General features: G+C 71.8%; 17 protein-coding genes. 8 read left to right on the forward strand and 9 right to left on the reverse strand.

The features are described from left to right. The first annotated feature begins 81 nt into the window (after positions 1–81). Both OG417_RS45995 and OG417_RS46000 read left to right on the forward strand, forming a co-directional pair. Positions 82–969 carry an ABC transporter ATP-binding protein gene (locus OG417_RS45995; RefSeq protein ID WP_329243494.1) on the forward strand — a complete coding sequence of 296 codons (888 nt, stop codon included), beginning with the start codon at positions 82–84 and terminating at the stop codon, positions 967–969. After that, complete coding sequence (locus OG417_RS46000; RefSeq protein ID WP_329243498.1) at positions 966–1,748, forward strand: ABC transporter permease; 783 nt, start codon at positions 966–968, stop codon at positions 1,746–1,748. The genes OG417_RS45995 and OG417_RS46000 overlap by 4 nt, the downstream gene beginning before the upstream one ends. Here the strand turns inward: OG417_RS46000 and OG417_RS46005 are convergent. The 3 genes from OG417_RS46005 to OG417_RS46015 all read right to left on the reverse strand — a co-directional run bounded on the left by OG417_RS46005 (position 1,718) and on the right by OG417_RS46015 (position 3,886). Next, positions 1,718–2,065, reverse strand: a complete 348-nt coding sequence (locus tag OG417_RS46005; protein ID WP_329243500.1) for a MerR family transcriptional regulator — start codon at positions 2,063–2,065, stop codon at positions 1,718–1,720. The genes OG417_RS46000 and OG417_RS46005 overlap by 31 nt on opposite strands. 65 nt (positions 2,066–2,130) lie before the next feature. Further along, positions 2,131–2,547, reverse strand: a complete 417-nt coding sequence (locus OG417_RS46010) for an Hsp20/alpha crystallin family protein (protein WP_329243503.1) — start codon at positions 2,545–2,547, stop codon at positions 2,131–2,133. Positions 2,548–2,740: 193 nt separating this feature from the next. After that, positions 2,741–3,886 (reverse strand): acetyl-CoA C-acetyltransferase, encoded by a 1,146-nt coding sequence (locus OG417_RS46015; RefSeq protein WP_329243505.1) that lies wholly within the window; start codon positions 3,884–3,886, stop codon positions 2,741–2,743. 169 nt (positions 3,887–4,055) lie between these two features. Between OG417_RS46015 and soxR the strand changes: the two genes are divergently transcribed. Together soxR and OG417_RS54680 are read left to right on the forward strand one after the other, a co-directional pair. Beyond that, positions 4,056–4,526 carry a redox-sensitive transcriptional activator SoxR gene (gene soxR, locus OG417_RS46020; protein WP_329243508.1) on the forward strand — a complete coding sequence of 157 codons (471 nt, stop codon included), beginning with the start codon at positions 4,056–4,058 and terminating at the stop codon, positions 4,524–4,526. Between the two features lie 283 nt (positions 4,527–4,809). After that, on the forward strand, positions 4,810–4,968 hold the full coding sequence (locus tag OG417_RS54680) for an aromatic-ring hydroxylase C-terminal domain-containing protein (protein WP_442875619.1): 159 nt from the start codon (positions 4,810–4,812) through the stop codon (positions 4,966–4,968). Here the strand turns inward: OG417_RS54680 and OG417_RS46025 are convergent. Next, a complete protein-coding gene (locus OG417_RS46025; RefSeq protein WP_329243510.1) occupies positions 4,916–5,299 on the reverse strand; it encodes a DUF1707 SHOCT-like domain-containing protein in 384 nt (127 codons plus the stop codon). The genes OG417_RS54680 and OG417_RS46025 overlap by 53 nt on opposite strands. Positions 5,300–5,467: 168 nt before the next feature. Here OG417_RS46025 and OG417_RS46030 point away from each other — a divergent pair, with 168 nt between their 5' ends. Both OG417_RS46030 and OG417_RS46035 read left to right on the forward strand, forming a co-directional pair. Then, entirely contained in the window at positions 5,468–5,635 is a 168-nt protein-coding gene (locus OG417_RS46030) for a hypothetical protein (protein WP_329243512.1), read from the forward strand. Positions 5,636–5,773: 138 nt separating this feature from the next. After that, positions 5,774–6,361 carry a class I SAM-dependent methyltransferase gene (locus tag OG417_RS46035; RefSeq protein ID WP_329243515.1) on the forward strand — a complete coding sequence of 196 codons (588 nt, stop codon included), beginning with the start codon at positions 5,774–5,776 and terminating at the stop codon, positions 6,359–6,361. Here the strand turns inward: OG417_RS46035 and OG417_RS46040 are convergent. Then, positions 6,285–7,322, reverse strand: coding sequence for a zinc-dependent alcohol dehydrogenase family protein (locus OG417_RS46040; protein ID WP_329243517.1), 1,038 nt, complete (start codon positions 7,320–7,322; stop codon positions 6,285–6,287). The two genes, OG417_RS46035 and OG417_RS46040, sit on opposite strands and share 77 nt — an antisense overlap. Before the next feature lie 84 nt (positions 7,323–7,406). Here OG417_RS46040 and OG417_RS46045 point away from each other — a divergent pair, with 84 nt between their 5' ends. After that, positions 7,407–8,123 (forward strand): DUF2625 family protein, encoded by a 717-nt coding sequence (locus tag OG417_RS46045; RefSeq protein ID WP_329243519.1) that lies wholly within the window; start codon positions 7,407–7,409, stop codon positions 8,121–8,123. 14 nt (positions 8,124–8,137) lie between these two features. Here the strand turns inward: OG417_RS46045 and OG417_RS46050 are convergent, their stop codons facing one another. Then, entirely contained in the window at positions 8,138–10,375 is a 2,238-nt protein-coding gene (locus OG417_RS46050; protein WP_329243522.1) for an ATP-binding SpoIIE family protein phosphatase, read from the reverse strand. A 78-nt stretch (positions 10,376–10,453) separates the two neighbouring features. Continuing rightward, positions 10,454–11,158, reverse strand: a complete 705-nt coding sequence (locus OG417_RS46055; protein WP_329243525.1) for a metal-dependent transcriptional regulator — start codon at positions 11,156–11,158, stop codon at positions 10,454–10,456. Between the two features lie 162 nt (positions 11,159–11,320). Between OG417_RS46055 and OG417_RS46060 the strand changes: the two genes are divergently transcribed. Further along, positions 11,321–11,968 (forward strand): UdgX family uracil-DNA binding protein, encoded by a 648-nt coding sequence (locus tag OG417_RS46060; protein WP_329243528.1) that lies wholly within the window; start codon positions 11,321–11,323, stop codon positions 11,966–11,968. 30 nt (positions 11,969–11,998) lie between these two features. Here the strand turns inward: OG417_RS46060 and OG417_RS46065 are convergent, their stop codons facing one another. Together OG417_RS46065 and pdxH are read right to left on the reverse strand one after the other, a co-directional pair. Further along, a complete protein-coding gene (locus tag OG417_RS46065; RefSeq protein WP_329243531.1) occupies positions 11,999–13,342 on the reverse strand; it encodes an MFS transporter in 1,344 nt (447 codons plus the stop codon). Continuing rightward, a complete protein-coding gene (gene pdxH / locus OG417_RS46070; RefSeq protein WP_329243533.1) occupies positions 13,339–13,992 on the reverse strand; it encodes a pyridoxamine 5'-phosphate oxidase in 654 nt (217 codons plus the stop codon). The genes OG417_RS46065 and pdxH overlap by 4 nt, the downstream gene beginning before the upstream one ends. Positions 13,993–14,035: the final 43 nt, after the last annotated feature.

The following is a 14,035-nucleotide window of genomic DNA, read 5'->3' on the forward strand; positions in this document are numbered from 1 at the left end:
CGGGCGGCGCCGACCTTGGTCGGCGGGATCGTCGACTTTCGAGGACTGCCCCGCGACCGGCCCGTTCCTAACGTGAACCGGGTGATCGAAGTACGGAACCTGAGCAAGAGGTACGGCGAGACCGTCGCGGTCGAGGACCTGTCGTTCACCGTGCGCCCGGGGCGGGTGACCGGCTTTCTCGGGCCGAACGGCGCCGGCAAGTCCACCACCATGCGGATGATCCTCGGCCTGGACCGGCCGACCGGCGGGCGGGCCCTGATCGACGGCGAGCCGTTCGCCCGGCTGGATGAGCCGCTGCGCCGGGTCGGCGCGTTGCTGGAGACCACGGCCGCGCACGGCGGGCGGCGGGCCCGCGACCACCTGCGCTGGCTCGCGCGCAGCAACCGGATCCCCGAGCGGCGCGCCGCGGAGGTCCTGCGGATGACCGGCCTGGAGAACGTCGCGCGGCGGCGCGTGAAGGGCTTCTCCCTCGGCATGGGCCGGCGGCTCGGGCTGGCCGCCGCCCTGCTCGGCGACCCGGCGGTGCTGCTGCTCGACGAACCGCTCAACGGCCTGGACCCCCAGGGCATCCTCTGGATGCGCAACCTGATGAGGGAGCTGGCCGCCGAGGGCCGCACGGTGTTCGTCTCCAGCCACCTGATGGGTGAGATGGCGCTCACCGCGGACCACCTCGTCGTGATCGCCCGTGGCCGCCTGCTCGCCGACACGACGGCCGCCGCGTTCGTGGCCGCGCACAGCCGCGCGTACGTGCGGATCCGGACGCCCGAGCCGGAACGGATGCGCGACGTGCTCGCGGGCGCCGGCATCGCGGTCGGCACGGCGCCGGACGGCGCGCTGGAGACGGAGGGCGCCGAGCCGGCGCGGATCGGCGAGCTGGCCGCCGCCCACGGGCTGGTGGTGCACGAGGTCTCGGCGCTGGAGTCGTCGCTGGAGGAGGCGTTCATGCGGCTGACCGGGGAGGCGCGATGAGCGCGGCACAGGCGGCCCTGCGGGCCGAGCTGCTCAAGCTCCGCACCACGCGATCCACCGTGTGGACCCTGGTGCTGACCTTCGTGCTCTCCGCCGGGCTCGCCCTTCTGGTCGGGCTCAGCATGCGCAACGGCTTCGACCGGATGGCCCCCGACGCGCGGGCGGCGTTCGACCCCGTCCTCATCAGCTTCTACGGCCTGATGATCGGTGAGATCGCCGTCGTCGCGTTCGGGGTGCTGTTCGTCGGGAGCGAGTACACGAGCGGGATGGTCCTCGCCTCGCTGACGGCGGTGCCTCGGCGCGGGGTGTTCTACGGGGCCAAGGTGCTGGCCGGCACGCTCATCGCCGCCGGGTTGTCGCTGGTGACCGGATTCGCCGCCTTCTTCGCCGGGCAGGCCGCGCTGGGTTCGCACGGCGTGTCCCTCGGCTCGGCCGGGGCCCTGCGGGCGACGCTGCTGGCCTGCGTGCACCTGACGCTGATGGGGGTGTTCGCGATGGGCGTGGCGGCCGTCGCCCGCGGCACGGCGCTGCCGCTCGGGATCATGATCCCGCTGCTGTTCCTGGACTCTCAGGGGCTCGGCAACGTGCCCGGCATCCGTACCGTCGCGCAGTACCTTCCCGACCAGGTGGGATTCGTGATGATGAGGACGGTGCGGCCCGACCGGTCGTCGGTCGGCTACCGCGGCTTCGGCCCCTGGACCGGGTTGGGAGTGCTCCTGCTGTGGACGGCGGCCGCCGTGGTCGGCGGTTACCTGGTGCTGCGCCGACGCGACGCCTGACCGCGGTCGTGGGTGCGGCCGAGCTCGGCCTCCAGCTCGGCGATGCGCCGGTGGGCCGCGCGCAGCTCGCTCTCGAGCTCGAGGATGCGGCGGATGGCCGACAGGGTCATCCCCTGGTCGGTGAGCCGCACGACGTACTGGACGAGCGTGATCTCGTGGCGGGAGTAGCGCCGTTGTCCGCCGGGCGACCGGCGGGGACTCACGACCTCATGCTCGTCGAGCCGGCGCAGGAACGCCTGCTGCACGCTGAGCATCGCCGCCACCTGGCCGACGGTGTAGAGCGCGGCCTGGCTGTCGTCGATCGGCAGTGAAGACATGATGCCCCCATCATGCACTGGGCGGGCGTCTCCTTGGAGGACGCCCGCCCGGATCCGGACCCGTCTTACTTGAGCGCCTTGCGCCCGCGGGTCTGGATCTCCACCTTGCGCGGCTTGGCCTGCTCCAGCACCGGAATGCGGACCGCCAGCACGCCGTCGTCGTACGCGGCGTCGATGGCGGACGAGTCGAGGTGCTCGGACAGGTAGACGCGCCGGGTGTAGGTGCCCATCGTGCGCTCCCGTACGAAGATCTGCTCGTCCTCGGCGATCTCCTCCTCGCGCCGCGCGCTGACCGTGAGGACGCCGCGGTCCACGGTCACCTCGATGGAGCCGGGGTCGATGCCCGGGAGGTCGAAGCGCAGGATCACCTCGTCCTTGCGGCGGATGCCGTCCATCGGCATCACGGCGGGCTGCCGGCGGGTGAGCCGGTCGAACTGGCGCTCGAACTCCTGCATGAACGGGTCGATCGACGTCAACAGCATGGAAGTCACCTCCAGGTGTGAACTCTCGTTATGAGCTAACCTCAAACTCAAGTTGTATATTTCCACGAGCTTGAGATGTAAACAAGCTCTCTGGAAGGTGACATGGAACTTCCCCGGACACGGCGAAGGGCGGGGTGCCTCACCTGGCACCCCGCCCTTCGCGGACCGCGGCCCCGAGGGGCCGCGAACACCCTTACACGCGCTCGATGATGGTGGCGTTGGCCTGGCCGCCGCCCTCGCACATCGTCTGCAGGCCGTACCGGCCGCCCGTACGCTCCAGCTCGTGCACGAGCTTGGTCATCAGGATCGACCCGGTGGCGCCCAGCGGGTGGCCGAGCGCGATGGCGCCGCCGTTCGGGTTGGTCTTCTCCAGCGACGCGCCGGTCTCCTTGGCCCAGGCCAGCGGCACCGGGGCGAACGCCTCGTTGACCTCGAACACGTCGATGTCGTCGACCGACAGGCCGCCGCGCTTGAGCGCCTTCTCGGTCGCCGGGATCGGGCCGGTCAGCATGTAGACCGGGTCAGAGCCCTCGACGACGAGAGTGCGGATGCGCGCCCGCGGCGTGAGGTTGTGCTGCTTGACCGCCTCCTCCGAGGCGATGAGCAGCGCACCGGCGCCGACGGAGATCTGCGAGGCCACCGCGGCGGTGAGCTCCCAGCCGTCGCGCAGCGGCTTCAGGCCGGCCATCTTCTCCAGCGAGGTGTCCGCCCGCGCGCCCTCGTCCTTGGTCACGCCCGCGATCGGGGCGATCTCGCGGTCGAAGTGGCCGCTCTCGATCGCGTGGACCGCGCGGCGGTGGCTCTCGAGCGCGAACTGCTCGAGGTCGCCGCGCTTGTAGCCCCACTTCTCGCACATGAGCTGCGCGCCGCGGAACTGGGAGATCTCCTGGTCGCCGTACCGCTGGTTCCAGCCCTCGCCGTACGGGAAGGGCATGCCCTTCTCCAGCGCCATGGCGACGCTGGAGCCCATCGGGACCATGCCCATGTTCTCCACACCGGACGCCACGACGAGGTCCTGGGTGCCGGAGAGGACGGCCTGGGCGGCGAAGTGGACCGCCTGCTGCGACGAGCCGCACTGCCGGTCGATGGTCACACCCGGCACGCGCTCGGGCAGGCCCGCCGACAGCCAGGCCGTACGGGCGAGGTCGAGCGACTGCGGGCCGACCTGCATGACACAGCCCATGATCACGTCATCGACCGCCTCGGGGTCCACCCCCGTCCGCTCGACGAGCTCCTTCAGCACATGTGCACCCAGGTCGGCCGGGTGCACCGCCGCCAGCGCACCCTTTTTCGTGCCGACCGGGGTACGGACCGCTCCGACGATGTACGCCTCGGCCACGTCGCCTCCCAAACTCTCGTTGCGGGTTCCGTCCCAAACAACCGAACACTATTCGGTCAGTACGAGGTTACCTCGCCCGGCCGTCACGTCCATGTGACTCTGCTCTCCCGCCCGTGGCAACCTCGACCAATGCTGAGCTTTAGAGCGCGGACTCTTTAGAGTGTGCGCCATGGACAACCCACCGCCGGACGCACAGGAGCTCACCGTCGGCCAGGTGGCCGCCCGCAGCGGCGTGGCCGTGTCCGCCCTGCACTTCTACGAGAGGAAGGGCCTGATCCACAGCCGGCGTACGGCGGGCAACCAGCGCCGTTACCCGCGCGACGTGCTCCGGCGGGTGGCGTTCATCCGGGTGTCGCAGCGCGTGGGCATCCCGCTGAGCGACATCCGGGCCGCGCTCGCCGAACTGCCGGAGGGCCGCACGCCCACGCCCCGCGACTGGGCCCGGCTGTCGGCCGCCTGGCGCGGCGAGCTGGACGCCCGGATCGCGCAGCTCCAGCGGCTCCGCGACGACCTGACCGGGTGCATCGGCTGCGGATGCCTGTCCCTGCGCCACTGCCGGCTGTGCAACCCGTACGACCGGCTCGGCGCCGAGGGCCCCGGCCCCCGCCGCCTGCTCACCGACGGGCCACCGGCCTCCTGAGAGAGACCCCTGCCGCACATGAGTTCCGGGCGGCCGCTCAGAGCCCATACCTGCCGCGCGGCACCCAGGCGGCGGCTCAGCGCCGTGCCGGCAGATGCGGGCCAGACCGTCCAGGACGCGTTCCGGCCCCGCCTCGAACACCCGTTCCTGGCGGTCGGCGGCGTGCGGGGTCTCCGCCTCGGTGATCACTCTGCTGAAACGCGGGTAGAGGCCGCTGTTCACGATCCCGGGCCGTATTCGCCCTGCTGTTCCATCCACTGCTCGTGGCTCAGCCCGGACCGCCGTGCCGCCTCCCGATCAGCCGTTGGCCGCGCTGGTCCGCCCGGACGGCCACGTCGCGTGGGTGACGCCGGACGGAACCGATGCCGGCGGCCTCCGCGCGGCGCTCGTCACCTGGCTCGGTGCGCCCGCGGGATCCGCCGGCCGCCGTGCGCGCGCTTGACCGCGACGAGGACGATCAGCCAGACGGGGAAGGCGAAGTCGAAGTGGCCGGCCACCGCGACTCCGGCCAGGATCACGGTCGCGACCGCGGCCGTGCCCGCCAGCGCGATCCATCGCATCCGCGCCGCCGACCAGGCGGCCTCGCGCGGCTCGGGCGCCGCCGGCAGGTCCGCGGTCAGCACGCGCAGGTCGCCGATGGTCTTGGCCGAGGTCGCCGCCGTGCTCCGCTCGTCGAACTCCTCCATGGTGAGCCGCCCCTGCGCGTAGTGCTCGCGCAGCAGGTCCACGACCTCGTCACGGTCCCGGTCGGCGGCCCGAAGCGTGTCGTTCATGTCCTCGATTCAACCGCCCGCGCGCGGCGGCGTCATCGGCGCTCGGGTGGGATGTCCTCCACCCTGAGGTGGAGGGGCTGCGGTGATCGCCGAGATCCGCTGAGATCCACTGAGATCGCGGGAAACGGCTACGCTGGTACGGGCATAGCGCACCAGAGGAGAGAGCCGTTGAGTGGTCTCGTCACGCTGGCACTGCTGGCGATCCTGGGAGCGTTCATCGTCACCCGGATCATGCGGCGCATCGGCCTGAGCATGTCGCGTAACAGCACATTCGGCTTCATGTTCGCGTTCGTCGTGCTCGTACTGATGCTGTGGGGTCAGTCCTTCCGCAAGTGATCCGCTCGAACTCCCGGCGCGCCGGACGCGTCATACCCGATGCCAGGCCCCGGTACCGTCCATGGGAGGCGACGATCCGTGCCCCACTCCAGGTCACAGGCGCATACGACGACTACGGCCTGTCACCTGCGTCGTCTCGTGAACTTCGCCGAACCCCGCCAAGACGACGTCTGCCTCGACGTCTCCGGTGCCTCCGGCCTGGCCTCGGCGATCCGGCCGTGGGTGGGCGAGCTCACCAGCGCCGCCGCGGGGGCGCTGCCGTCCGGAACCTTCACGCTGGTCGTCGCGCCGCTCGGGCACGTCCGCGGTGACGACCAGGTCGGCCTGGTCCACGACCTGCTCCGGGTCTGCGGCGGCCGCGTGGTGCTCGCCGACCTCGTCCGTACGCGCGCGGGCGACGGCGACCGCATCGAGCGGCTGCGAGACCCGGCGCGCAGCCGGATGCGCACCTTCCGCGAGCTGCTCGACGTGGTCGAACGCGCCGGTGGCCGGACCCGCAGGATGGACATGTTCACCGTCGAGCGTCCGATCGAACCCTGGCTGGCCGAGGCGCACGACCCCGACCGTATCCGCCGGGAGCTCACCGCCGAGCTCGACGGCGGCCCGCCCACCGGCGCGCGCCCGCGACTGATCGGCGCCGAGATGTGGTTCACCCAGTCGTGGGCGTACTTCGCGGTGGAGCCGACGGGTCGTCCAGGCCGGGTACGAGGACGGCCGCGCCGTTGACGCGGTCGCCGGCCAGGTCCGCCAGCGCCTGGTCGGCCCGGTCGAGGGCGTACGGGGTGACGGCCACCTTCAGCCCCAGCCGGCCGGCGAGCCGGAGGAACTCCTCGCCGTCCGCGCGGGTGTTGGACGTCACGCTGCGCAGCTGCCGCTCCTGGAACAGGTCGGCCTGGTAGTCGAGTACGGGCACGTCCGTGAGGTGGATGCCGGCGATCGCGAGCGTGCCGCCGCGGTCGAGACGCCGCAGGGCGGCCGGCACCAGCTCCCCGGCGGGCGCGAAGATGATCGCCGAGTCGAGCGGCTCGGGGGTGGGGTCGAAGGAGTCCTGCGCCGTGTCCGCGCCGAGCCGCAGCGCCAGCTCACGCGCCGCCTTAGCGCGGGTGAACACGTGGACCCTGGCGCCCTCGGCGAGCGCGATCTGCGCGGCGAGGTGCGCCGATCCGCCGAACCCCCAGATGCCGAGGCTCCCGCCCGGCGGGAGCGCGGAGCGCCGGAGCGCCCGGTACCCGATGATCCCCGCGCACAGCAGGGGCGCGACCTCGATGTCGGGCCGGTCGCCGGGCAGCGCGTAGACGTAGGCCTCGGGCGCGACGGCGTACTCGGCGTACCCGCCGTCGGCGTCCCAGCCGGTGTAGAGCGACGAGGGACAGAGGTTCTCCGCACCGCGACGGCAGTAGGCGCACATGCCACAGGTGTGACGCAGCCACGCTGCGCCGACCCGGTCGCCCGGCGCGAACCGGTGCCCCTGCCGCACCACCTCACCGACGATCTCGTGTCCGGGCGTGACCCGGGGCAGGTGCGGCACCAGGTCGCCCTCGGCCACGTGCAGGTCCGTACGGCACACGCCGCAGGCGCGCACCCGGACCAGCACCTCCTCCGGCCCCGGTTCGGGAATCTCGCGCGTCACGGCCTCGATCGGCCCGGTCTCGATCGGACCGGGCCGGGTGACCTCCCATGCCAGCACGCCTTCAGCGTACGACCCGCCACCCCGGACCCCCCGGAAGCACACGGGTGAACCCCCGCACCGTGCGCAATGGCAGGATCCCGGATGCGAGAGCTCAACGAACTGATCGACGTCGACGATCCCGCCTGGCCCGCGCTACGGAAGGAGTTCGCCGGTGCGTCCGTGCCCGTCGAGGTACTGCCCGGCGATGCCGACCGGGGACGAGCGTGCCCGCTTCAGCTCCAGGTCAACGCGGCGTCGTTCCTCGGCGCGCTGGTGCTGCACTCCGGCGGTCTGCTGCTGGACCACGGGTGGCTGCGCGTCTACGGCGGAGGCTGCCGTGATCTGCCGGGGCCGGCCGCGGTCAACCACTTCCCCGCCGGCTTCGATCCCGTATGGCGCCCACTCGACGGCCTGGTGATCGGCCATGACGCTCTCGGCGGCGTGTTCGCCCTGAACCTCCACGACCCTGCCGCCGCCGGCCGCCCCGGCGCGCCGGGGCAGGTGGTGTACTTCGCACCGGACTCTCTTGCGTGGGAACCCCTGGAGATCGGCTACGCGACCTGGGTGACCTGGCTGTTGTCGGGCCGCCTCGACCAGTTCTACGACGGCCTCCGGTGGCCCGGCCGGCAGACCGAGTCCGCCGGCCTGGGGCCCGGGCAGGGCATCGCGGTCTATCCGTTCCTCTGGTCGGAGGAGGCCCGTGCCGACCTGGCGGCCACCACGAGACACCCCGTCTCCCTGCGGGAGCTGCTCGGCATCAGCGCCGACTCCTGCCGGCAGCTCGGCCTGCGCGACCCGGGGTTCCTCGGCGCCGTGTGAATGACGCGCCGCGGTCAGTGCTTCAGCGGGATCTCGAACCACACGGCCTTGCCGTCGCTGGTGGGGCGGGAGCCCCAGCGGGCGGCGAGCTGGTCGACGAGGTACAGGCCGCGGCCGCCCTCGTCGGTCTCGCCCGCGCTGCGGATGCGGGGCAGGCGCATGTCCTTGTCGAGGACCTCGACCCACACCGAGCGCTCGCCGCGGCGCAGCCGGAGCGTGAACTCCTTGGTCGGCGGCTCGGGCCGGCCGAGATCGGGGAGCTTCTCCCACGGGTCGTCGAAGCCCGCCGGGCCGTCGAGGCCCAGCGCGCCCTCCAGGACCAGCTCCCGGCGCGGGGCCGGCGTGTTGGCGGCGTGCAGGACGACGTTGGTGACGACCTCGGAGACCAGCAGGCAGGCGAGTTCGGCCTGTTCGTCCAGCATCCCCCAGTTGGCGAACGTCTCGGCGGCCATGCGCCGGGCCTCGGAGACCATGATGGGCTCGGCCTGGAAGGTGCGCTGCTCGACCTGGAGCCGGACCGGGTTGGTGCGGACGACCACGATCGCGACGTCGTCGTCGATGTCGCCGGGCACGGCCTCGAACGCCGCGTTGGCGATCGCCTCGACGTCCTTGCGGTCGGCCCGGCGTACGGACTCGCGCAGCATCTCGCGGGCCTGCTCGCGGGTGTAGTGCTCGCCGTCGTCCTTCGGCCGGCGCTCGATCAGCCCGTCGGTGTAGAGCACGAGCGTGGTGCCGGGAGGCAGCTCGCGCGTCTCCTCCTCGTACAGGATCTCGCCGCCGAGGCCGGGCTCGCGCACGCCGAGCATGGCGCCCTTGCCGACCGCCTCCATGTCGATGACCTCGCCGTCGATCAGCAGCAGCGGCGGCTCGTGCCCGGCGTTGGCGAAGGACAGGATGCGTGACCAGGCGTCGTAGACGAAGTAGGTGCACGACACGAGCGGGTGGCGCCGCTCCGACGTGTCGGCCGGCTCGCGGTAGCCGCCGGGGCCGACCATCGTGCGGACCCATTCGTCCAGCTTCATCAGGATGTCGGCCGGCGGCTTGTCGTCCTGGGCGAAGGCGCGCAGCGCGGCGCGGAGCTGCCCCATCACGGCGGCGGCGCGGGCGCCACGGCCCTCCACGTCGCCGATGACCAGGCCGACCCGGCCCGCCGACAGCGGGATGACGTCGTACCAGTCGCCGCCGACCTGGGTCTGGATGCCCTGGCCGTGCGACTCCAGCGGGCGGGCCGGCTCGTAGCGCCAGGCGATCTCCAGCCCGTCGAGGTGCGGCGGGCGGTCGCCGGGCAGCAGGTTCTTCTGGAACGCCAGCGCCGTCTCGCGTTCCTCCTCGAACAGCATGGCGTTGTCGATGGCGAGCGCGACCCGGCTGGCGATCGCGCCGACCAGATCGCGGTCGAAGCCGTCGTAGTGCGGGTCGGGCCGCCGGCTGATGCCCGACAGGGCCAGGCTCATCACGCCGAGCACCTCGCCGCGGGCGAGCAGCGGCGCCGCGATCACCGACGTGATGCCCAGGTCGTCGCCGAGCTGCTTGCTCGCGGCGCTGGGCGCGGTCATCCGCTCGGCCACGACGTCCTCGACGACGACCGCGTCGCGGCGCGCGAGGGCCTTGGCACAGAAGTGGCCCGGCGGGTAGACGACCGTCTCACCGACCTCGGCCCACGTGCCCGGCGGCGGCGCCCAGTCGCCGCCGTGCCGCGAGACACGGCGGATGAGCTTCTCGCCGCCGTACAGGTCGATGAAGCAGTGGTCGGCGAACTGCGGGACGAGGGTGTCGGCGACCCGGCGCAGGGTCTGCTGGAGCTCCAGGGACGCGGCCAGCCGCTCACCGATGCGCTCGAGCAGGCCGTAGCGGTCCTGGTCACGCTGGTTGCTGCGCAGCGCCTCGCGGGCGAAGATCACGATGCCCTCGACGGAGCCGGAGGGGTGCCGCAGCGGCACGGCGTACGCACGCGTGTAGACGGTGCTGCCGTCCGCCCGCAGGTTGCAGAACGTGCCCTCCCAGACCGCGCCCTTCAGGACGTGACGGGCCAGCTCCCTGGCCTGGTCGTGGTCCTCCTCGGCGATGCCGAGCGACAGGATCGACCGGCCGATGTACTCCGAGCCGCCGAAGCCCAGCAGCGTCTCGGTGAAGGCGTTGCAGTAGATGACGTTGCTGTACCGGTCGCAGACGATGACCGCCATGTCCGCCTGGCCGAGCACGGTCTCGGGCGGCAGCAGCGGGTCCACGGGTGGTTCACCCCAGCGCTTCATACGCCCGCCACCTCGCCATTGCCGTCCCCTTCCCTGTTGAACGACGGACGACGGCCCCGGATACGTGGATCGGGCAACTCAGCGCTTGGAGACGAAGACGTGGGAGGCGATGCGGCTGGGAAGCTCGGCCGAGGGGCTTTCGGAATCATCGTCGCGCGTCACCCTGACACCGTCGTCGCCTGCGGCAAGCGTCACCTCACGTCCCGGTTGTATCCCAACCTGCTTGAGTCTAAGCATGAGTGCGGTGTCGCTCTGGACCTGCTCGCTGATGCGCCGGACGACGACGGGGGTGCCGGCGGCGGTCGCGACGTCGGTCATGAGGGCGAGGGGTTCGCTCGGGGCCGGCTCGGGTACGTCGGCGCCGAGTTCGTTCAGGCCGGGAATCGGGTTGCCGTGCGGACACGTCGAGGGGTCTCCGAGCAGGGCGACCAGCCGCCGCTCGACGGACTCGGACATGACGTGTTCCCAGCGGCAGGCCTCGACGTGGACCTCTTCCCACGGGAGACCGATGACGTTGACGAGGAGGCATTCGGCGAGCCGATGCTTACGCATGACCCGGACCGCAAGGGAACGGCCGGTTTCGGTCAGGTCGAGATGCCGATCACCCTCTACTCTCACCAGCCCGTCGCGCTCCATGCGCGCCACCGTCTGGCTCACCGTCGGGCCGCTCTGCGACAACCGCTCGGCGATTCGGGCACGAAGCGGCACGATGCCTTCCTCTTCGAGCTCGAAGATCGTCCGGAGATACATCTCCGTGGTGTCGATCAAGCCGTGTGCGGTCAAGGTTTCCTCCAGTTCGCTCCTGATGCTACGGCCGATCGCGACTCTGCGGGGAGCGGGCGACGGCAAGAGCGATCCTTATCTGTTCATATACCCGAACGTGAACCGGCGATGTGGTCTTCCCACCAGTGAGAAGAGCGTTCTTGACGATAGATTGGATCTGTCATGCCACGTTTCGAGGGGGCGGGACGCTGGGTCCCGCGGGGAGCCGGGCTCGACGGCCTGCGCCACGCCGCGCAGGACTGCCAGGGCTGCGACCTCTACGAGAACGCCACACAGACCGTCTTCAGCTCCGGATCGGCGTCGGCACGGGTCGTCCTGATCGGCGAGCAGCCCGGCGACCAGGAGGACCGCCAGGGCGCGCCGTTCGTCGGCCCGGCCGGGAGACTGCTGGACAAGGCGCTGGTCGAGGCCGGGATCGACCGCTCCGACGCGTACGTCACGAACGCCGTCAAACACTTCCGGTTCAAGCAGGAGGGGCCGGGCAAGCGGCGCATCCACCAGACGCCGGACGCGGCCCAGATGACGGCCTGCCGCCCGTGGCTCGCCGCGGAGCTGCACATCATCGACCCCGACGTCATCGTGCTGCTCGGCGCGACCGCGGCCAAGGCGCTGCTCGGCCCGTCGTTCCGCGTCACCCGCCAGCGCGGCCAGCTCATCCCCCGGCCGCCCATCGACGACGAGACGTCCCGGCAGAACGCCTGCTACGTCGCGACCGTGCACCCGTCGGCGGTGCTGCGGGCCGACGACCGCGACGCCGCGTACGCCGGGCTGGTCTCCGATCTCAAGGTCGCCGCCGAGGTGCTGGGCTGACCCGACGGCCGCGGCTCGGCGGACGGCCGGCTACGGCCGCTCGTCCGCCGACGCCCGTACGGCGGTGTAGCGGCGGAACGACGGCACCGCGAGCCCGGTGACGACCACCAGGCCCGCGCACACCAGACCTCCCCCGGTCCACGACGCCGTCGCCCCGGCGATCGAGGCGGTGACGCCGGCGCGCAGGTCGCCGAGGCGCGGCCCGCCCGCCACGACGACGGTGAACACCCCCTGCAGGCGCCCGCGCATCTCGTCCGGGGCGTAGGTCTGCAGGATCGTCTGCCGGAACACCGCGGAGACCAGGTCGGCGGCGCCGCCGACGGCCAGCAGCAGCACCGCGAGCCACAGCGAGCCCGCCAGGCCCGAGGCCGCCACGGCCAGACCCCACACCACGATGACCGCGATGAGGGCGACGCCCTGCCGCTGGATCCGGCCGATCCACCCGGACACCAGCCCGCCGATCACGGCGCCGATGGCGATCGCCGCGACGAGCCAGCCGACCGCCTCCTCGCCGCCGAAGCGCGTCTCCGCGACCTCGGGGAACAGGGCACGGGGCATCGCGACGCCCATCGCGATGATGTCCACGACGAACGACATCATCAGCACCGGGCGGGTGAGCAGGAAGCGCAGCCCCTCCACGACCGAGCGCAGGCCGGGCCGCCGGATCTCACCGCCGATCGGCGGCAGCGCGGGCAGCCGCACCGCGGCGTACAGGCCGACGGTGAACAGCACCGCGTCGATCCCGTACGCGACCGCGTACCCGCCGTGCCCGATCACCACGCCCGCCAGCACCGGGCCGATGAACGTGGCCACCTGCGAGGCGGTGAAGTTCAGCGTGTTGGCGGCGGGCACGAGCCGGACCGGGAGCAGGCGCGGGATCACTGCGCCGCGGGTGGGCGAGCTGACCGCGAAGCCGACGGCCTGGACCACGACCAGCCCGATGATCAGTGCCACGCTCCCGACGTGCAGGAACGACTGCGCCAGCAGGCCGAGCGTGGCCGCCCAGGTCACGAGCGAGGCCACGATCAGCAGCTTGCGGCGGTCCATCATGTCCGCGACCGCCCCGCCCCACAGGCCGAAGACGATGAGCGGCACCAGGTTGGCCGGTCCGAGCAGGCCCACCCACAACGAGGACTTGGTCAGGTCATAGACCTGGACCGAGATCGCCACGGAGGTGAGCTGGAAGCCGGTGAAGGACACCGCCTGCCCGATCCACAGCCGCCGGAAGGCCGGCTCGCCGAGCGGGCGGGTGTCGATGGCGGCCCGCCGCGCCAGGTTCCGGGCACGTCGGGACCATGAAGGAGGCGTGTCGTCGGGTGCTTCGGGTGAGGCCGTCGCCGGGCTGCGGGGGCATGACTGGGGGTCAGCGCTCAAGGGCTCAGTCTCTCCAACACCCATTTGTCCGGTTCGTGCACATCGGGACGACGGTATCGCAGGCGGTCGTGCATCCGGTTCGGCCGCCCCTGCCAGAACTCCACGCTCACCGGCACCACGCGGTAGCCGCCCCAGAAGTCCGGCAGCGGCACCTCGCCCGGCCAGCGCCGGGCCAGCTCGGCGTACCGGCTCTCCAGCTCCTCGCGGCTCACCACCGAGGACTGGTGCTCGCTCGCCCACGCCCCGAGCTGGGAGCCGTGCGGCCGCGTGTGGAAGTAGGCCGCGGACTCCTCACGGGACAGCCGCGCGGCGGTGCCCTCGACGATCACCTGCCGGTGTATCGGGTGCCAGGGGAAGACCAGTGACACACGGGGGTTCTCGGCGATCGTCCGCGCCTTGCGCGATCCATGGTTCGTGAAGAAGCGAAAATCTTCTGGGCCGTACCCCTTGAGCAGGACCGTGCGGGCGCTGGGCGTACCGTCGGCGGTGGCCGTGGAGAGGATCATGGCGTTGGGCTCGGACAACTCGGCCGCGACGGCGTCGGCGAACCAGACGTCGAACTGGCTCAGCGGGTCGGCGGCGAGGTCACGCTCGTCCAGCCGGGCATCCTTGTAGGACTTCCGGAGGTCGGCGGGGTCGGTTCGCTCCACGACAGGACATCCTCTCGCGTCGCCCTGGGGGCGACACGGCAGG

This window comes from Actinoallomurus sp. NBC_01490, from assembly GCF_036227085.1.
In the GTDB taxonomy this organism is placed as follows: domain Bacteria; phylum Actinomycetota; class Actinomycetes; order Streptosporangiales; family Streptosporangiaceae; genus Actinoallomurus; species Actinoallomurus oryzae.